General features: G+C 42.6%; 17 protein-coding genes. 1 reads left to right on the top strand and 16 read right to left on the bottom strand.

Translation table 11 applies throughout. The features are described 5' to 3' along the window. Nucleotides 1-124 precede the first annotated feature (124 nt). The gene (locus ONE56_RS18665) at nt 125-775 is read right to left on the bottom strand and encodes an HAD family hydrolase (RefSeq protein WP_423841155.1); all 651 of its coding nucleotides are present in this window, start codon (nt 773-775) and stop codon (nt 125-127) included. 141 nt (nt 776-916) lie between these two features. Between ONE56_RS18665 and ONE56_RS18660 the strand changes: the two genes are divergently transcribed. Further along, entirely contained in the window at nt 917-1,795 is an 879-nt protein-coding gene (locus tag ONE56_RS18660; RefSeq protein ID WP_041154087.1) for an NAD(P)-dependent oxidoreductase, read from the top strand. A gap of 274 nt (nt 1,796-2,069) precedes the next feature. Here ONE56_RS18660 and ONE56_RS18655 read toward each other — a convergent pair whose 3' ends face one another. The 15 genes from ONE56_RS18655 to malK form a co-directional block, all read right to left on the bottom strand. Beyond that, nucleotides 2,070-2,687, bottom strand: a complete 618-nt coding sequence (locus ONE56_RS18655) for a glutathione S-transferase family protein (protein WP_041154086.1) — start codon at nt 2,685-2,687, stop codon at nt 2,070-2,072. A 17-nt stretch (nt 2,688-2,704) separates the two neighbouring features. Further along, a complete protein-coding gene (locus tag ONE56_RS18650; protein WP_423840718.1) occupies nt 2,705-3,739 on the bottom strand; it encodes an NADP-dependent oxidoreductase in 1,035 nt (344 codons plus the stop codon). A gap of 134 nt (nt 3,740-3,873) precedes the next feature. After that, nucleotides 3,874-4,467: a TetR/AcrR family transcriptional regulator gene (locus tag ONE56_RS18645; RefSeq protein ID WP_423840717.1), complete on the bottom strand. Its 594-nt coding sequence runs from the start codon at nt 4,465-4,467 to the stop codon at nt 3,874-3,876. A 36-nt stretch (nt 4,468-4,503) separates the two neighbouring features. After that, a complete protein-coding gene (gene yqfB, locus ONE56_RS18640) occupies nt 4,504-4,827 on the bottom strand; it encodes a N(4)-acetylcytidine aminohydrolase (protein ID WP_423840716.1) in 324 nt (107 codons plus the stop codon). Between the two features lie 100 nt (nt 4,828-4,927). Beyond that, nucleotides 4,928-5,314 carry a VanZ family protein gene (locus tag ONE56_RS18635; RefSeq protein ID WP_041154082.1) on the bottom strand — a complete coding sequence of 129 codons (387 nt, stop codon included), beginning with the start codon at nt 5,312-5,314 and terminating at the stop codon, nt 4,928-4,930. Between the two features lie 3 nt (nt 5,315-5,317). After that, nucleotides 5,318-6,625 (bottom strand): oligosaccharide flippase family protein, encoded by a 1,308-nt coding sequence (locus ONE56_RS18630; RefSeq protein WP_423840715.1) that lies wholly within the window; start codon nt 6,623-6,625, stop codon nt 5,318-5,320. A gap of 9 nt (nt 6,626-6,634) precedes the next feature. Beyond that, complete coding sequence (locus ONE56_RS18625) at nt 6,635-7,669, bottom strand: glycosyltransferase (protein WP_423840714.1); 1,035 nt, start codon at nt 7,667-7,669, stop codon at nt 6,635-6,637. Next, the gene (locus ONE56_RS18620; RefSeq protein WP_331438263.1) at nt 7,666-8,529 is read right to left on the bottom strand and encodes a putative capsular polysaccharide synthesis family protein; all 864 of its coding nucleotides are present in this window, start codon (nt 8,527-8,529) and stop codon (nt 7,666-7,668) included. The genes ONE56_RS18625 and ONE56_RS18620 overlap by 4 nt, the downstream gene beginning before the upstream one ends. Before the next feature lie 46 nt (nt 8,530-8,575). Further along, nucleotides 8,576-9,787 (bottom strand): O-antigen ligase family protein, encoded by a 1,212-nt coding sequence (locus ONE56_RS18615; RefSeq protein WP_423841154.1) that lies wholly within the window; start codon nt 9,785-9,787, stop codon nt 8,576-8,578. Next, on the bottom strand, nt 9,765-10,811 hold the full coding sequence (locus ONE56_RS18610) for a glycosyltransferase (RefSeq protein WP_331438262.1): 1,047 nt from the start codon (nt 10,809-10,811) through the stop codon (nt 9,765-9,767). The genes ONE56_RS18615 and ONE56_RS18610 overlap by 23 nt, the downstream gene beginning before the upstream one ends. A 106-nt stretch (nt 10,812-10,917) precedes the next feature. After that, the gene (locus ONE56_RS18605) at nt 10,918-13,098 is read right to left on the bottom strand and encodes a GumC family protein (RefSeq protein WP_041154078.1); all 2,181 of its coding nucleotides are present in this window, start codon (nt 13,096-13,098) and stop codon (nt 10,918-10,920) included. Between the two features lie 15 nt (nt 13,099-13,113). Further along, on the bottom strand, nt 13,114-13,647 hold the full coding sequence (locus ONE56_RS18600) for a polysaccharide biosynthesis/export family protein (protein WP_041154077.1): 534 nt from the start codon (nt 13,645-13,647) through the stop codon (nt 13,114-13,116). Nucleotides 13,648-13,659: 12 nt separating this feature from the next. Further along, the gene (locus ONE56_RS18595) at nt 13,660-14,892 is read right to left on the bottom strand and encodes an outer membrane beta-barrel protein (RefSeq protein ID WP_423840713.1); all 1,233 of its coding nucleotides are present in this window, start codon (nt 14,890-14,892) and stop codon (nt 13,660-13,662) included. Between the two features lie 10 nt (nt 14,893-14,902). Continuing rightward, nucleotides 14,903-16,303, bottom strand: coding sequence for an undecaprenyl-phosphate glucose phosphotransferase (locus tag ONE56_RS18590; RefSeq protein ID WP_331438261.1), 1,401 nt, complete (start codon nt 16,301-16,303; stop codon nt 14,903-14,905). Between the two features lie 409 nt (nt 16,304-16,712). After that, complete coding sequence (gene malK / locus ONE56_RS18585) at nt 16,713-17,831, bottom strand: maltose/maltodextrin ABC transporter ATP-binding protein MalK (RefSeq protein ID WP_331438260.1); 1,119 nt, start codon at nt 17,829-17,831, stop codon at nt 16,713-16,715. Nucleotides 17,832-18,387 lie beyond the last annotated feature (556 nt).

Below are 18,387 nucleotides of genomic sequence, written 5' to 3'. Positions count from 1 at the left end.
CCGTTAGGTTGACACTTTTTTACTCACTTATACTGCTCGACTGCAGGGATTGATCACATAAAAAACCACTCGACAACAACACGGTCTTTACTTTCAAACGCCAACGCCTAGTATGCCTTTCCCTTCAATTTGAATGTTCGAGTTGTCTCAACACATCGTGCAATGATGGCACAATGACATGGCCAAGTTGACGTATTTCATCACACGGCGCTACAAGGTCGGGGATTTGATAGGTTGCCATATTTGCCGATACTGCCGCGCGAACGCCATTGTTAGAGTCTTCGAAAGCTAAACATTTCGTTGGTTCAACATTTAAGCGACGTGCTGCAAGCAAATAGATTTCTGGGTCGGGTTTGCCATTATTTACTTCGCAACCCGTCGTAAGGTTAGCAAAATAATGGTTAATGCCTGCCAGGTTTAACTTGATGGTGGCGACTTCCTTCTCGGTAGAGGTTGCCACTGCAACAGGAATATTCTTTGCCTTGAGCCAGTCCAAAAGCTCAATTACCCCAGCTTTAAGCGGAATGGCTTGATGTTTTACAACCGCGTTGTAGCGAATGCGCCATTCTGCATGTAAACGCTCGAAGTCGTTGCCGTATGCTTTGCGGAAAATGGTTTCGATACCTATGGCATTGCGTCCAATGATGGAGAGATAAATATCTTCATAAAACGGCAGTTTCTGTACGTCACATGCTTCTTGAAATATACGCATGCAGACACGCTCCGTATCAAGGAGAAGTCCGTCCATATCAAAAATAGCAGCTTGGTAGTTCATCACGTTGTCAGTTTGTTGAATCAGATGATGCATTCTGAAGTTATTTGGGGATAGTGGCAATGGAAAACCTAAAAATCACAAGTAATGATATACGTTCTTTAGTAGCATATTCATTCCGCTCAAAAACAAGGGAAGTAGATGATGTCAAAACAACAAGTAGCGTTTATTGGTTTGGGTGTAATGGGGTACCCAATGGCGGGCTATTTAAGCAAGGCTGGTTATAAGACAAAAGTTTATAATCGTACTAAAGCGAAAGCGGATAAATGGGCGAAGGAGTATGACGGCGTTGCCTGTGAAACGCCTCGTGAAGCTGCTGAAGGTTGTGACTTTGTTTTTATCTGTGTAGGGAACGACGACGATGTTCGTAGTATTGTCTATGGTGAGGATGGTGCACTCGTCGGCCTTAAAGCGGGTGCAGTACTTGTGGATCACACCACAACTTCTGCGGAATTGGCAGTAGAGTTGGCAGAAGCGTGTCAAAAGGTTGGTAATCATTTCATTGATGCTCCAGTATCTGGAGGTCAAGCTGGCGCTGAAAACGGCGTTCTCACTATTATGTGTGGTGGTGAATCCGATGTATTTGAACAAGCTTCTCCAGTTATGAATGCGTATGCAAAGCAGATCACGTTACTCGGTGAAAATGGCCAAGGTCAGCGTTGTAAGATGGTGAACCAAATTTGTATCGGTGGTGTACTACAAGGCTTAAGTGAAGCGATACTGCTTGCACAAAAATCGGGTTTAGATATTGATCAAGTTGTTGAAACGCTGAAGCATGGTGCCGCAGGATCATGGCAGATGGAAAATCGAGCGTCTACGATGGCACAAGACAAATTTGATTTTGGTTTTGCGATCGATTGGATGCGCAAAGATCTTGGTTTCTGTCTGAAGGAAGCTGAGCGAGTTGGGCTTGATCTTCCGTTAACCAAAATGGTCGATGCGCAATACGCTGATCTACAAAGTGATGGTCTGGGCCGTATGGATACGTCCGTACTGATTAAAGCATTGGCGAAGAATCAGTAATAGATAAACAGCTCTTTGGTATCGAATAACTTGTAAAAGTCTAACTTAATCATCATGACATCCTCATTTGGTTTTATGCTCTCACTTTCCGCGCTAAGTAGCGTTGGTGTAGCAACAGATTAGTATGGGAGTACCTGGGAGAAAAGTCGGAAATAGTGATTAAGTTGATAGGTTATGACGATGGCCATTGCAATACGAAGACAAAAGCCCTTTGGTATATGAGATAGACCAAAGGGCCATGCTGATATTGTTGGTATTGAGCGTATTGCGGTTATTAAGCGTATTTCGCTTCTATCTGTTCAGCGTGGACAAATGCAGAATGCGTTGAGAGCTGTTGCCCATAGCGCCCGATGTTTGGGAAATGTGATGTCATGCCAAATTTCTGCACCAACTCTACGATGAATGACATCATGATATCTGCGCCAGTTAAGCGCTCCTCAACCAAATAGTTTTTGCCTTCCAACATGTGCTCAAAGTAACTGAGTACGCTCATTGCCTCTTTATCCGCATACCCAGATAAGAATTGAGTCGTGGTTGGCTCTTTACTGACGAAGAGTTTGAGTAGCATTGGCAAGATTGCTGAACTTTCAGCGAAGTGCAGCCACTGCAAGTACTGAGTGTACGCTTTGGTCCCACGTTTAGGAGAGAGCGAATCTTGAGCATACTTTTCAATCAGGTATTCTGTAATAGCACCTGATTCAATGATAATTTCACCATCGTCTTCCAGTACTGGTGATTTGCCAAGCGGATGAACACTTTTCAACTCTGGTGGCGCGAGAAACGTGACTTCATCACGAACATAAGGGACGATTTCATAGTCTACTTTTAGCTCTTCAAGTAGCCATATAATGCGCTTTGAGCGTGATTGATTGAGATGGTGCAGTTTAATCATGAATCCTTCCTTTCTTCTTATAATGGTTGGTTAACCTGAACGACGAGTTTACCGAAGTTTTTGCCTTGCAGTAGACCGATAAAGGCGTCCGGTGCACTTTCCAAACCGTCTACTAAATGCTCACGGTATTGGATTTTCCCTTCTGCTAACCATTGGTTCATATCTTGGGCAAACTCATTGTAACGATGTCCATAGTCATCAAAGATGATAAAACCTTGTATCTTTATTCGTTTGGTTAGAATTTTACCCATCAGTAGTGGCAAGTGGTCTGTGCCTTTTGGTAACTCTGTCGAGTTGTATTGAGAAATTAAACCACAAACAGGGACGCGAGCTTTGGTATTCAATAATGGCAGAACCGCATCAAACACTTTTCCACCGACGTTTTCGAAGTAGACGTCAATGCCGTTTTTACACGCTTTTTCTAGCTGTTCGGCAAAATCGTCAGCTTTATGATCAATGCACTCGTCAAAGCCTAACGTATCTTTTGCATATTGGCACTTTTCCTTACCGCCCGCGATACCCACGACACGGCAACCTTTGATTTTAGCGATTTGACCCACGGTGGCACCCACTGGGCCCGTTGCAGAAGCTACAACGACAGTTTCATCTGGTTTTGGTTGGCCTATATCTAGCAAGCCCATGTAGGCGGTAAAACCTGGCATACCAGCCACGCCCAACGCATAAGATGGATTTTGCGGCTCTTTACCTAGCTTAATTACCATTTCACCTGTTGAAATCGCGTAATCTTGCCAGCCTACGGTGTAAGCAAGTACCCATTCTCCTGCTTCGTAATCTGGATGATTAGAGCTCTCAACCTGACATACCGTGCCTGCAACCATTACGTCATCTATGGCTACCGGATCGGCATAAGACTCGGCATCGCTCATGCGGCCACGCATGTATGGATCGAGTGATAAGTAAACCGTTCTTAAAAGCATCTCTCCTTCTTTTGGTGTGGGTTTGGTGACCTCTTCTAGGCGAAAGTTATCGACAGTTGGGGCACCGTGTGGACGAGATGCAAGTACAATCCTGCGGTTAGTAGCGTTAGTCATGTTTACCTCACTATTAATTAGACCGGTCGTCTAATGTTGGTTGCAAAATATCCCGCTCTGAAGCGGGAATTTATATGCCACCAAAGATGAGCGTTTTACTCATTCATTTGAAGGGCTTACGGTGTTTGTTTTAGCTACGTGCGAGTATTCTGCAGTAGATGCTGAGTAAAATGTAGGCTCTGCGTTAGTGTTGCCTGATCTTGGTACAATTTATTCAGTAAACTTGCACCATTCCAAAGATAGTATAGCTGTCTAGCCAGTAAGGTACTGTCACCATTTGCAATCGAACCATCTTCAATGCCGACATCAATACATTTTGCTATCGCTTGAATCGTTTTCTCTGCACCATCACGAAGTGCAAGACGCATTGGCTCTGATAGGTCTGAGACTTCAGCACTGAGTTTAACTAATAAGCACTTACTCGCGTTACATACGTTGTTCTCTACTTTTACCAGTTCTTCAAAATAGCTCATCAGGCGTTGATAGCCATTGAGATCTTTATCTGTAAATCGTTCATTCAATTTAGCAAAGTACTTGTCAAAGTAGGCTTGAATTAATGCTTCGCCAAACTGCTCTTTGGATTTGAAATAGTGATAAAACGAGCCTTTGGGTACGGCGGCTGTTTTTAGGAGCTCTGAAAGTCCCACACTAGTAAACCCTCGGTTTACGATAAGATCGTATCCGACGGTAAGAATATGTTGGCGGGTGTCATTAGTTTTCGTATTCATAGGGGTACTATAAGATCAAATAGACCAGTCGTCTAGTTATTTTCGGACAAGTTTATATTCGATAACAAACAGAGAGTCTGCGTTTGGATAAATATCTTTAATCAACTGTTTTAATTGTGGTAGTTCCATAGCCTCTTGCTCGGCATGAAACTGATTGATTTCATTAAACTTTAATGGAGAAACCGCAAGAATTTCGATATCGCAAACTTTACGGTCTGTTTCTAGCGTGAACACTTCGACCTTTGAATGTGGGACATAATGACTTTCCGATTCGTCTCTGATCGTTATGGTCTTTTTTCCCGATGTGATCAGGGGAGTGAGAAATTCAAAAAACGTAATTTTGGTTGGATGAGGTGACATAATGGTTCTTTCTTTGATTGTATACTCAAGCCTTTTTAAGTCACTTAAGTACATCATAAAAATCTGAAGTACCTATTATGCCACCCTTATCGATGTGAAATCACTCTCTAAGTTTTAGAATGCATTTCGCCATAAAGTAACCGATAAGAATACCAGTCCAGTTGGTGCTTAAATCTGAAAAACTAAACGTACGATTAGCGATGAAAAGCTGGCTAAGCTCGTCAGATGAAACGGCCAGTAGTAGACAAAGAAGTAGCCGGATCCCAAAAGTGTCCCGTTTTGTCGCAATTGCCAGTTTCGGAAAAGTAAAGACAGCGAGGTAACCAATAAGAAGGCTGAACGTAAAGTGCAAGGTAGAAGAGCCCCCTACGTAGTTTTCCATACTGATGTAAGTCGCATGGTTTACATCTGAACTTTTCCATAATGAGAGGCTGACCGTGAGTAGTAATACGAAAGCAAAACTCACGCGTAAAATCATTGAAGACATAAATTAACCGACCGGAAAAAAACCTAAATAGCGTTTAACAAAATAAAGTGCGGCTAGGTTTTGAATCGCCATGCCGATGGCAATAGCCCAAGCCGCACCAAGTACTCCAAACAATTGACAGAGTATGATCAAAAGGCTGATTGAGATAATCCCAGACACGATAGTGATGTACTTCATAACTTTTTCGTGTCCACTCATTAAGAGTAGAAAGCCGACAGAGCCCGTCGCCACATTGACCAGTTGCCCAAGTGAAAGAGCGACTAGCAGCGGTGCGGCGGCGATGAATTCCTGACCAAAAAACTGCATAACAAATTCGGGAAATAGCGTACAAACCAAAACAGGAATAAGCGCTAAACCAATATTTGCACGACAGGCGAGACGGCTTAAATTACGTAGCTTTATCATGGCCCCTTCTTTATAGAGCGAAGCGAACATTGGCGCGACAATAAAATTGATTGTGATAAGAACGAAGCCGATCAATAGCGATGTTCGTTGAGCCGCAGCGAGGAGACCAAGATCCGATGTAGAGATGAAGAACCCTGCGATAACTAAGCTACCCCATTGCAGAAAATTACTGAATACACTTCCGATCCAGACTTGTTTTGCCGACGCCGTCATGTTCTTGTTTGGTGTCTTATCTGGCTGTTCGTACTGGCCCGATTTTATCCAGTTAAAAGTCGACACTGCAGCAACAATCACACTTGCTAATAAGAGGGCGATGATCAGAGAGTGGATATTTTGCTTGTTGACGACATCCAATACAGCAACAAAAAAGAACATCAACATACTCACGCCCAACTGTAAGGCAAACAAGGATGACACTACGTTTTTACTGGCTTGCAATACACGACTGTTTGTTTGACCCAATACCAAAAAAGGCACACAGAATAACGCGAGAATGAAAGCGGCAAGCGGTGTATTGGTTTGATTTAATTGTTCAGGAAACAAATAGGCGCCAGTGGCTAACACCATGGTTGCTACGGCACAAAAAAGCAAACTCCTTGATAGCGCAATTTTATAGTTGTTGCTCTGTTGTTTGGTATTTTGCTCATTGAAAGCGATAGCGTTATATCTGACTAAACTGACATCGAATCCGAGTTGAGAAACGATAGCCATCAGCGAAACAAGGTTAAATAAAAAGAAAAACTGACCAGATATTGTGGTGTCGGTCGTCCGGGACACAATCAGCGTGAGTAGAAATGCGAACATTGCGCTGAATATTCTTGTCACAGCCGTTTTTAAGCCTACGGAGAATAGGCTTTTTTTGTTACTCGACATGAACAATATTTTTTGCTGAATAGTTTGAAGCATAGGTTCTCTCTAACCGTATATATTGATCAAAGCGAGGCATTGTTTTTCTTCGCTAAACGTTTCGTTCAATTCGGTCATGTACTGCTGGAAATCGATTTCTTGATAATGATTAACGCAGTGTGTGATGTGTTTTGCCATATCCTCTGGAGTCGGTGCTAAAAATGGGTAGTTCAGATCTTTGGTTGCTCCAATAGTTCGAATGACCATCGGAAGATTCAATTTGGCCGCCTCTAGAATGGTCAAAGGCATGCCCTCCCATGCTGCGGTATGGAGGTAAAGATCAGACGCTTTTAATTTTGTGACTACTTCATCACGGGGCAGCATACCAGTAACATTGACTCCCGCTTCGCGCAAAGATTGTTCGAGTTCGTTATCTCCACCGCCGATCCAAGTGACTTCTATATTGCGCTCTAATGCTGCCGTGTCCAGAGATTGCAGTGTGTTTATCAGAAATAGTGGATCTTTCTGTTTTGCTACCCGACCAAGAACAACAATTTTCACAGTATCACTGTTATTACTACGATTACCCCGTTCCTCACCTTCGTAAGAGACATAATTGTTCAGTAATTCGGCTTGCTTTGCACCAATGCTAATGGCCAAATCACACTCACGTTGGCTACAACCCGCGACAATGTCAATTTTGCTTAGCCTGACTTTTTCTAACGTTTTATAAACGGCTCGTGCGAGTGATGAAATATCTTCACGTTCAAACGCGTAGCAGTGTGGTGTATAGATTAAGCGCGCGTTGTTGAGTTTTAAAAAGCGCCCTAAAAACCCGGCTTTACTGGAATGTAAGTGCACGACATCCGGTTGGACTTTTGCAATGGTTTGATTTGCGTCTCTGAGGAATTGCAATAAGCCACCCGTTACCCAGTAAGTGTCTACAAAGCCACTTTGGTTGTTGTCGTTGGTTAAGTCATTTTGACGAGCCCTTGCTAATAAAAAGTGTTGAAACGGTTCTTTCCGCGAGGAATGGGCATAACTGTATAAGGCTGTTTGTACGCCACCACCAAAGGACTCAGTTATGTGTAGTACTTTTTTCATGCTGACTTATCTCCGGATGCTTGACTCGCAGCTAACTGTGTCCCTGGTGTTTGTTTCCACTTATTTTTAAAGGCTTCACGTTCTTCCTCAGAGTATACGTGGCGATATAACGGAAGATCGTACATGTAAAACAACTTAGAGAAATCGTAGTGTTGTTTAAAATGCTGGTGAATGTTGGAGTACCATTTATTTTTTGCTTCATTACTGTTTTTTAAAACGAAGTCATCTAAGTCAAGGAATTCGCCAATCTCCTTGTTTAGTGAACTCAGCTGTTCACACTTAATAAGAATGACACTCGCTTTCTCATTGCTGAAAGTATAAAAAGGTTTTGAGTTGTCGATCTCTTGGCGCATCACATCAATATTAAAGTTACGCTTCAATTCGTTATCAAACCAATTAGCGAAGTAATTGAGGTTAATGTAGTTGTCAAAGCAGTGTTCTAAGTGCTTGTACGTGGCTTCCATATCAAGATGAATTGCATCGTTTTTTTTACCCTCAATAAACTGAAGGTGTAAGTCTTGGAAAAAACGCGAAAATACGGTCGCCACAGGATCTCGAACCAGTGTCACGATTTTAATATTTTCACGTTTTTGCAGGATGCGCTTTCTTTGATTAAGTACCAGTCGGTATATCGCACGATTTTTGAAATCGAAGAACTTACTCACATCTTTTTTATTATGATACATGTGAAATTCTTCATGATCGTCGAAGGTATGAATGTGGTAACTGGGGATATTACGTGATTCCAATGTGTGCTCAATAGACGAAGAACCCACTTTGCCCATTTGATATACCAAAACAAAATTGTCTGCCTGAAGGCTTCGGTTTTTTTCTAATTGTCGATTAATTGAAAATTTCATTTATCGTTTCCTTGATGATGTTAATACGTTTCACTTTCCGAACGTTTTATTGATTCGTTATTTTATTGTCGGATGAGAAACTAGGCTGTATGTAAGTGTTCTTTATACTCGTCATAACGGGCAACAGTAATATCAGAAGAATAGTGGTGTTCACGGCAACGAAAAACACCATGATCAAAGCGTAGACGGCAAGTAACAGGCTCTTTCTGTTGTCGTTTAGGCTGTGAAAACAAAATCGCATGAACATAAAATAGCCGCCGAACAACAAAGCAATGCCTGTTAGACCAAACTCAATAGCAGTATCTAAAAGAAAATTGTGCGTATAAATTGCGAGTTGATCGTAATTGAAATAATTGATCATGTAACTTGGCAGCATTTTGGCACCAACACCTAATATTGGATTTTGCATTAGAATGTCCAATCCGTTCGCTAGGAGCAGTTTCCGGTGTAAGTTAGAGACCCATCGAGCTTCGCTTTGATTCGCAAAAATGATGTCTTCTTGGGTTATCTCTAATGTGTCGGCCAGTTCGTCGAAGCCGACATAAAGTGTGGTTGATACTGCAGCAAAAACCACTAAAGACAGTGCGAGCAGTATTGTCCACGTGTATGTTTCATTTAGTGTTTTCCTCACGAGGTTCTTGAGGTATAGCTGGTCAAATAAGAACAGTAAACAAAACCCTAGCAGCGCTTTACGTTCTTGCGATAACAGTAAAAAAACGATAGCAATAAACATGAGTACAGGAAAGGCACGGATCTTATCTCGATACAGATAAAGCAACGAGCAGAGTAAACCAAATGCGTACTTGCTGACTCCCAAAAGCTTAAAGCCACTTTGGTAGCCTTGAGCAAAGTGCCACATTGCGACCAGAGTACAGGTTATAAACAGTAAGTAAGCAAAATAGACCATAACGCGGTCATCATCGAATGCGCCGTAAGCGTAGAGCACCCCGAGTAAGCTTAATATTGCTAGCCATTGAATCGTTTCGGTGATGAGTGGCATGACTGGCACACTATTAAGCATGCCGTTTAAGAAAATATAGCCACAGTAAAGGAGTAAAAAACCGATACAAGGATGGAACAGTCTGTGGGTTTTGCCTTCTAGTACGATTAGGGCGCTCAGACCCAGCGATAAAAGACTCGCGATATCACTGGGTGCTAGGTTTATACCTCCGGCATTGATTTTTATTGGCACAAAGAATAACGCCAACGCCATCGCCGCAATGACAGAAACACGATTACTTGCTGGCATACAGTTCATCATAAGCTTTGTAATAACTTTCTCTGAATTGCTCCAGAGTAAACGAGTGGCAACGTTCTACAAAATAGCTGGTGGCCAATTCATAATGGGCGGCATCACCACAAATCAGCTCGATTTTATTGGCAAGTTGTTTCTCGTTACCAAGTTCAAATAGGTAGGTGTCATTCCCAATCACTTCATCCAGTCCGGGTACATTTGAACCGAAAACAGGTAGTCCTTCCGCCATCGCTTCGACCGCCGCAAGACCGAACCCTTCAATGATAGAAGACTGAACATACACATCTAACTTTGATAAGAAGGTAGGCACATCAGAAATAACACCATGCCAATGTACGCGATGATCACATTGTAATTGTACGGCTAACGCCTGAAGTTCTTCTTTTTTGTCGCCATCACCTGCTAGATGTAGGTGATACTTCTCTGGCAAATTAGCGATGGCGCGTATTAGAGTAGGGTGGTCTTTATAGCCATGTAGTCGGCCTGCCATACCAATATTGATCGGTCCGTCTTGTTGTACTTGGCTGTACGATTTCGCTTCTCTAGAAAAGCGGTTTAGATCAACGCCATTATAAATTACATCGTAGCGATCTTTATAGCGTGGTAAAAACTTAACCAGCTCCTCCTTAACTTTATTCGTTATGCATATTGTTCTCTCATGTCTTTGATACATGAGGTATTCCATAAACTTAAAAGCAGGGTAGTCTCTACGTCGGTTAGTCGTATTGTGTTCTGTTTGTACGCGCTTTTTGCCAATGGCTAACAAAGCTACATAGATAGAAGGGAATAAATGGCTATGAATTAAATCAGGCCAACGTAATATATTCCACTTCTCTTTTAGAGATAATGAAGACCAGTAGTAACAGCTGACGCCGTTTTCCTTTAATACACCTTCGAAGTCATTGTCATTATGAAGAACCAGTATTTTCACTTCGTAGTGTGGTTTATGTTTAACAACAAGGTCTACGAGAAAGCGCTGAGCTCCCCCATTATTAGATAAGTCGTTAATGATATGCAGTATTTTCATTTCTCTACCAAGCTTTTATTTTTGGGCTTACTTTATCCATTTGATAAATCAATACGGGCGTCTGAAATTTTTAACCTTTGATCTTTCAGTACCAGACGCCCCGTTATTAATACGCGTACTTTTGTACGTAAGCCGTCTCTTCTGATTTGGCTTTTGTCTGTGTAAGCAGGACGCCAAGTGAAGGTATTGAGTGCTGCAACTGTCTAGACAATGCGATATTTACCAGTGACGCTTTTGTTGACTCAGAGCGAATAACCGTAATAAGTCCGTTTGCATAAGTGCCAAGAATTAACGCATCACTCACTGATAAAAGCGGTGGTGTATCGATAATGATCCGGTCGTACTTGCTCTGAAGGTAGTCCATCAACTTATTAAAACGTTCAGACGATAATAACTCTTGCGGGTTTGGTGGAATAAGCCCAGCTGGTAACACATCAAGGTTTGCATCATCGATTCTGACGATGCAATCTTTAATTGCCGTATCCATGCTCAATATGTTGGTCAGTCCAGGGTTAGATTCAGGAATACCGAATCGTTTGGCTAAAGCTGGTCGACGCAAGTCACAATCGACAATCAGTACTTTTTCCATCGTAGAGAAGGATGCCGCAATATTAATGCTTGTCGACGTTTTGCCTTCTTTTGGTATTGCTGAAGTGAAAGGTAATACCTTCTGCTTCGAGTTTGTCAATCGCAATAGCAATGAGGTTCGAACAGAGCGGCAGGCTTCACTGAATACTTTTTCTTCGTTGTCTAAGTAGGCAGTGTAGGTAAGACCATTTGTTTTTAACGCACGCTTCTTAACGGTAGGAATCAAACCTAAGCAAGATACGCCGAGTTTATCTTCGACATCGGAAGCATTTCTAATTACTTCGCGCATGGTTTCCAGAATGATCACTAGTGCACAAGCAAGCGCAAAGCCGAAGAAGGTCGCGATAAGCACCAGTTTCATGCGTTGAGGTGCAACGGGAAACAGAGGTATGATCGCTTTGTCGGTAAAGCGTGCCGTGACGTTTTTGTAGTCACTGGTTGCGTTGGTCTCTTTTTCGCGGTTTAGGAATGCCTCGTAAAGTTCTTTGTTTGACTCGACTTCACGCTTTAACTGTTCAAAACGCGCTTTTTGCGAGCCCAGTGACTGAAACTCGGATTTTTTGCGCTCTAATTCTGCGCGTAACATGTCTTCTTGAGCTTTGGCGGAAAGCAGGTCTTGTTGCTTACTATTAGAGATTTCTCGAATCAGCTGTTGGGTGCGACGCTGAATGGATTCCAACTGTGCTTTCGCCTGGACCATGCGATCGTGTTTAGGACCGTACCGCTGCGACAGCTCAGATAAATTTTTCTCCGCTTGTGCTTCAGAAAGTTTTAGATCGCGAATCTGAGCTTGGTTGGCAAATTCATCAATAGACAGAAGGCTATCCAAGCTTTGTGATGACTTACGCTTCAACAGTTGAATTAGAGATTGAGCTTCAATACGGCTATTGACGGCAGTATTCAACTTACGGTTGAGTTCTTCCAACTCATTGGCGTAGATATCATCGATACCGTTGATATCAATAAGATCTTCTTGGCGTAAGAAATCTTGAAGGGCTCGTTCAGAGTCTTTTAAGCGCTCTTCAAGTTTCTGAGAGTTGTTTGTCAACCAAGTTGCGGCATTTTGCGTCACGACCAGTTTCGCTTCAAAGTTGGCATCAATGTAGGCTTGACCAACGGCGTTGGCGATTTTCGTCGCTAACTTAGGATCGACAGAACTAAATTTAATTCTCACCATTTGTGTGTTGCGTACGGGTTCTATCGTCAGTTTTTGTTTAAACGTATGGAGCGTACGATAGTAAGAATCTGAGTACTGAGACGTTTCTTTTGGGTTTGGCGCAACGTTCAACAAATCTTGAACTAAAGGGATGGATTTAATCTCATCAATTTTTTGTTCAAAGCCACCCGTATTAGTGAACTCAGGATATTGAGTTAAGTTTAATTGCTGAATAACTTTATCGGCAATATGGTTTGACTGTAGTATGGCTATCTGAGTCTGAAAGTACTCTTTCTTAGTGGTATCAACGCCATAGACTTCTTCTATCGACAGCGCACTTTTCTGCTCTTCTTGTATCAACAGCGTCGCTGTTGCTTGGTATATGGATGTTTTTGAATAAATATACCAAGTACACGCTAATGAAAAGACAACAGTAAAAGCGAGAATACTTAACCAGTTTTTTTTCAAAGTATTGTAGTGATGGCCAAAACGAATCAGTTCTACTCTGTTCATCTGGTTGTTGTTTTGATGAGTTCTGTTCATTTGATTACCTGTCACTTAGAAGAAGCTTTGATCAATAAATACAATATCGCCCGGTTCAACGTTAAGGTGCATGTTGACACCTTCAATGGTTTGACCGGATTTGTGCTTAGTTAGATTAATACTGTTGCGTGAGGCTCTGTCTGTGAGGCCACCTGCCAGTGCGATGGCTTTTTCAATAGTTAACCCTGGACGATATTCAAATCCTCCGGGTTTCCGTACTTCTCCGTTGACATAGAACAAGCGAAAAGTATTGATGGTCACCATCACTTTAGGGTTGATGAGGTAATCGCCTTTTAAGCCGGCTTCAATTTCCTCTTTGATTTGCTTAGGTGTTTTTTGGATAGCTTTAATTCGGCCTAAATATGGGTAATCAAAGTATCCATCAGATGTGATCAGTATATTGGAGATGGAGAGGTCTTCTTCACCATAAACTTGCACCGAAATCGTATCACCGGTGTCGAGCAAATAATCTTGTTCATTAGAGTCCGCCGTTGCAACTGTGCTAAACAGCAATAACACCAAGCTTATCAACTTAATTAATGGGTTCATTAGAATTCCTTTTTACAGCGAAAATTGAGCGCTTAAAGTCCAAACATTTTGGTCAAAGCTATAGCCTGAACGCTCAGATGTTTTATCTTGATATTTCCAATCGGCCTGCAATAGTATCCAGCGCCTAATTTGGTAGTCGATGCCAGCGAATAGCGAGTAACGTTCGCTGTCTCTAGATGTGGTTCCTGCCAGCAGCCCGGTATAATCGTCTTCTTGGTACAACGCCCCCAACTGTGTGGATAAATAGCTACTCCAGTCATGATTTATGTCCAATCGATAGCGAGTTTGTACGTTGTAATCACCATCTTGATCTGGACTGATCGCGGCTTGAGTGGTTTTTACCGTGAAGAGTGTTTGCTCTTGAGGCGACCATTCAAAACCGATATCCCAGCTGAAGCCTTTAAAGGTTTCCCGTTCGTTGCTGTCGAAGTCTTTGATTTGATAGCCTAACCGGGCGATACCCTGCGTTTTGCCCGTGACTTCCCATTGTGCGCCAGTGTAATAAAACCCAGTGGTATTATCTTTGTTCGATAGCGCTGGGTTCTGGTGTTGGTACTCGGTAATTATTTGTCGAGTACCCACTAGCCAATAGGTCTGCGGGGTGGCTCTCAAGTAAAACTCCACGTGCGCTTCTGGGGCTCGAAAGTCGTTGTATTTCGTCTTCGCATTTGGCGCTGAGGTTAGGCCTTCTCGATAGTTTTGATAAGTTTTATCACGGTAATCCAGCCCGAATTCGAATCGACCTTTTGCTCCTTGTGAGCCAAATATGTAATTGGTTGTCAAATCATTGCTATGGAAGCGAATCGGTGTATCGACAGCGTCCCCATTGCCTTCGGTAATGTCCTCACCCCTGATTTCGTGCTGGGCGTTGAAGCGATAGTCGACAACAAGGCGGTTGCGATGATTAAACTCAAAGAAGTTATTAAATTTAAGCAGGTGATCATCGAAGTCATTTTTATCATCGGATGAGAATCCTGCTTTTAATTTATAAGTTAAACTCGCTTGGTATTGATTGCGTTCAATACGCACTAACAAACTTGGCTCAATGCCCCAAATGTTGACCGATTGAGCATCTTCTTCGTCTTTATTCACGTTGTCATCCCCTTCATAAAAGGCTTTGACTTGGGGAATGAGCTCGATACCAGATTCGGTTGTGTAGGCCATCGGATCCGCCAATACAACACTCGGCCAAACGACTATGTTTGACCATGCGAACAGAACAATGGCAGAAGTCGTCGTCTTCATGGTATTTGCCTTAATATGCATTTGCACCGGTAAAGCCTTTAAATACAGTGAGGAAGATGATTTTGATGTCCATCCATACTGACCAGTGGTGGATGTAATCCAAATCGAACTCAACGCGTTTTTCCATTTTATCGAGCGTATCGGTTTCGCCTCGGTAACCATTGATTTGTGCCCAACCAGTGATGCCTGGTTTCACTTTGTGACGCAACATGTAACGGTCAACGATTTGTCGGTACTCTTCGTTATGCGCCACCGCATGAGGCCTTGGTCCAACGATAGACATCGTACCTTGTAAGACGTTGATGAACTGTGGTAGTTCGTCCAACGACGTGCGACGTAGGAAACCTCCGAAAGGAGTAATCCGCGGATCGTTTTTGGTTGCTTGTTTTACCGTGGCGCCTTGCTCCATCGTTGTCATAGAGCGGAATTTCCATACTGCAATTTTTCGGCCATCTAAACCATACCGATGCTGTTTGAAAATAACAGGGCCTTTAGATGTCAACTTAATGCCAACAGCAATCGCGAGCAAAATTGGTGAAATCATCAGTAAAATAATGCTCGATAAGATAATGTCTTCTAAGCGTTTTACCCAAGATGAGATGCCAGCAAATGGCGTATCAAATACACTGAGCGTCTGGACGTTACCAATTTGATCCCAGCGCGAGTGAAGCAAGTTGTAGGTAAAAAAGTCTGGGATTAAATAGGTATTGGCTGTAGTGTCAGAGAACTGATTTAGCAGCGATGCGATACGCTCGTTTGCGTGTATTGGCATCGCAATATAAACGTAATCAACTTCTCCGTTTCTGGCTCTCTCTAGAGCGGCGTTGACAGAGCCTTGTACGGCATATTCTGACTTCGGAAGTCGGTCAATTGAGCGCTCGTCATAGAACCCATCAAATACGACACCATGCTGGTTGTTTTTCCGGATCTCGTTTGCCAACGTGATACCATGCGGCGTTTGACCAATGATGATAGCTGTTCGAGTATTGAACCCCATTTGTCTTAGGTAAGCCAAAGTTGTTCGAAAGACCACGCGCCATGCTAGAAGTAGTATCGGAGTCACCGTAAACCACAACGCTAAAATATTACGATCAAATAATGGGTATACTTCAGAAAGATAGAGGATCGTAAACAGCAAAGTAGATGTTGCTGGCCAAGAAATACAGACGATAAACAACTGCTCTCGGAAAGAACTTGTGCGCCAAGAGCGGTATAGATTGCCACTCTCTGCCATTAGAAGAAATGAGATCCCCGCAACGAACGACAATATTACGTAATCTTTGTCCATCGAATTATGCTCATCCCGTAATACAAGGAAGAGCATAAAGGTGACAATGATCGCGAGATCAAGGATGCGATATAAGAATGCGAATTCCGCTTCGTATGAGCGAATCAATCCTTTATGTTTCATTATCTAGTTTCCCTTCAAACATGCCACTGACATTAAAAACCTGAATGTTCAGTAGCCATGTCGTTAACGCTTAAATGTTAGTGAGCTGACACATTCCATTAAATGACTTTGAATTTTTGTAACGATAATTCGATGGTAAGTGTAAAAATTCGCGCTGCTAAGGTAAGTGGAAATAAGAATGAAATTTAGACCTTTGTCTAAGTTTGGCTGTTTAGGAAAAAACTAATACTTGAGGGAAAGGACTGAATAAAAGTACCAAAAACAATAGTTTTATAGAAAGACTATGGTTTATTTTCAATCTGGTCTAATGGGTTTAGTCGCTTTTGATGGGTAATTATTTAGTGTGGAATAAAAAAATCCCCCTTCTAAATTGAGAAGAGGGATTAAGTGAATTAGTGACAGTAAGAGGTTATTCGGTATCTACACCGTTCTCTTTAAACAGTCGACGACACGCACGACCATCGCTATGGAACAAATGACATCGATGGGCCGGAATACCAATCTCTAACTTATCACCAATATCGACCGCTAACGTGTCAGGCTGGCGGAAGATGACATCAGCATCGGCACCATCGAGGTTGAGATACACTTGAGTTTCGTTACCGAGTTTTTCGACGATCATGACTTCACCATGAATGCTTGCGTCGGCGTCAGAAGCAGAGAGTAGGTGCTCCGGTCGAATACCCAAAGACATACGGTCACCGCGGTTAACGGTTGTGCCATCAACAGGGATCCAGAATGAGACACCGTTTGAAAGTTGTACTTTTACGCGCTCTGATTCAACTTCATCGATGAATACGCTCATAAAGTTCATTTTAGGCGAGCCGATAAAGCCAGCCACGAAGCGGTTTTGTGGGTAGTGGTAAAGCTCGAGAGGTTTACCGACTTGAGAGACATAACCACCGTCTAGTACGACGATTTTATCCGCCATCGTCATCGCTTCCACCTGATCGTGTGTTACGTAGATCATGGTGCAACCAAGTTGACGTTGTAGTTTAGTAATTTGAGCGCGCATGTTGACACGCAGTGCTGCATCTAGATTAGACAGAGGTTCGTCTAGTAGGAATACATTGGGTTGTGAAACCAGAGTACGACCAATCGCTACACGTTGGCGTTGTCCACCTGAAAGCGCTTTGGGTTGACGCTCCAGAAGGTGGCCTAGTTGCAGAATTTCTGCCGCGTGCTCAACACGTTTGTCGATTTCTGCTTTGTTTGCCTTTGCCAGTTTCAAACCAAAAGACATGTTGTCATATAAGTTTAAATGTGGATATAAAGCGTAAGATTGAAAGACCATCCCAACCCCACGTTTGGATGGTTCGATATCGTTCATGCGCTCGTCACCAATATATAAATCGCCTGAAGTAATGTCTTCAAGTCCGGCAATACAACGCAGAAGGGTCGATTTACCACAACCTGATGGGCCTACGAAAACAACGAATTCACCTTCGTGTATTTCCAGGTCTACGTTTTTAGAAATCAGTACGTCGCCATACGCTTTACAAACATTTTTTAAGGTGACACTCGCCATGTAGCTCGTCCTCGATCAATTTTTATTATTTACCACTCATCATTATATGAATTATGTCGTGAGCAATAACAGTAGGAATTGGTAAGTTTAAGGTGATTGATAAGAAAAGTAGGGTGGCACTTCGACACATGTATCTAGAAAGTGCCACCCACCATAGCCAAGTACGAGTTTCTTTCCCCTACATTATTAGCGCTGTCTCCCCCGTGAAAAATAACAACCACAAACAGCACGCATAATGACTTCCACTCGTATGGCAATGCAAACCAGCAAGACAAAATGGCTTATTCATTATTTGTCCTGATTAATCGGACCTAACGAATAGGCACTGCTGGAAAAGGGCTCTTACCATCCACTCTTGGATGGATGCAGTTTCTAAGATTGTGTGAATTGGGACATCCTCCCAATCGAAATAATTATGGGGGGAGTAGGTGGGGAGGAGTAAAAAAGGACGAGCCAGGGAAGAGTTGGGCGGAAATCACATTCTCGCATTGGTTAAAGGTGAAATTGGTCACAGTAAGTGGCCATTTTGTGATTTGAGTCTCTGGTTGGTGGAGAG

Origin of the sequence: Vibrio mytili (assembly GCF_049563345.1) — a bacterium.
Taxonomy (GTDB): domain Bacteria; phylum Pseudomonadota; class Gammaproteobacteria; order Enterobacterales; family Vibrionaceae; genus Vibrio; species Vibrio mytili.
This window is presented reverse-complemented; position numbering and strand designations above follow the sequence as displayed.

Bases quoted from the DNA above. Each gene is read 5' to 3' on its own strand.
- ONE56_RS18665 (WP_423841155.1), bottom strand. From the start codon at position 775: ATGAACTACCAAGCTGCTATTTTTGATATGGACGGACTTCTCCTTGAT.
- ONE56_RS18660 (WP_041154087.1), top strand. From the start codon at position 917: ATGTCAAAACAACAAGTAGCGTTTATTGGTTTGGGTGTAATGGGGTAC.
- ONE56_RS18655 (WP_041154086.1), bottom strand. From the start codon at position 2,687: ATGATTAAACTGCACCATCTCAATCAATCACGCTCAAAGCGCATTATA.
- ONE56_RS18650 (WP_423840718.1), bottom strand. From the start codon at position 3,739: ATGACTAACGCTACTAACCGCAGGATTGTACTTGCATCTCGTCCACAC.
- ONE56_RS18645 (WP_423840717.1), bottom strand. From the start codon at position 4,467: ATGAATACGAAAACTAATGACACCCGCCAACATATTCTTACCGTCGGA.
- yqfB (WP_423840716.1), bottom strand. From the start codon at position 4,827: ATGTCACCTCATCCAACCAAAATTACGTTTTTTGAATTTCTCACTCCC.
- ONE56_RS18635 (WP_041154082.1), bottom strand. From the start codon at position 5,314: ATGTCTTCAATGATTTTACGCGTGAGTTTTGCTTTCGTATTACTACTC.
- ONE56_RS18630 (WP_423840715.1), bottom strand. From the start codon at position 6,625: ATGCTTCAAACTATTCAGCAAAAAATATTGTTCATGTCGAGTAACAAA.
- ONE56_RS18625 (WP_423840714.1), bottom strand. From the start codon at position 7,669: ATGAAAAAAGTACTACACATAACTGAGTCCTTTGGTGGTGGCGTACAA.
- ONE56_RS18620 (WP_331438263.1), bottom strand. From the start codon at position 8,529: ATGAAATTTTCAATTAATCGACAATTAGAAAAAAACCGAAGCCTTCAG.
- ONE56_RS18615 (WP_423841154.1), bottom strand. From the start codon at position 9,787: ATGAACTGTATGCCAGCAAGTAATCGTGTTTCTGTCATTGCGGCGATG.
- ONE56_RS18610 (WP_331438262.1), bottom strand. From the start codon at position 10,811: ATGAAAATACTGCATATCATTAACGACTTATCTAATAATGGGGGAGCT.
- ONE56_RS18605 (WP_041154078.1), bottom strand. From the start codon at position 13,098: ATGAACAGAACTCATCAAAACAACAACCAGATGAACAGAGTAGAACTG.
- ONE56_RS18600 (WP_041154077.1), bottom strand. From the start codon at position 13,647: ATGAACCCATTAATTAAGTTGATAAGCTTGGTGTTATTGCTGTTTAGC.
- ONE56_RS18595 (WP_423840713.1), bottom strand. From the start codon at position 14,892: ATGAAGACGACGACTTCTGCCATTGTTCTGTTCGCATGGTCAAACATA.
- ONE56_RS18590 (WP_331438261.1), bottom strand. From the start codon at position 16,303: ATGAAACATAAAGGATTGATTCGCTCATACGAAGCGGAATTCGCATTC.
- malK (WP_331438260.1), bottom strand. From the start codon at position 17,831: ATGGCGAGTGTCACCTTAAAAAATGTTTGTAAAGCGTATGGCGACGTA.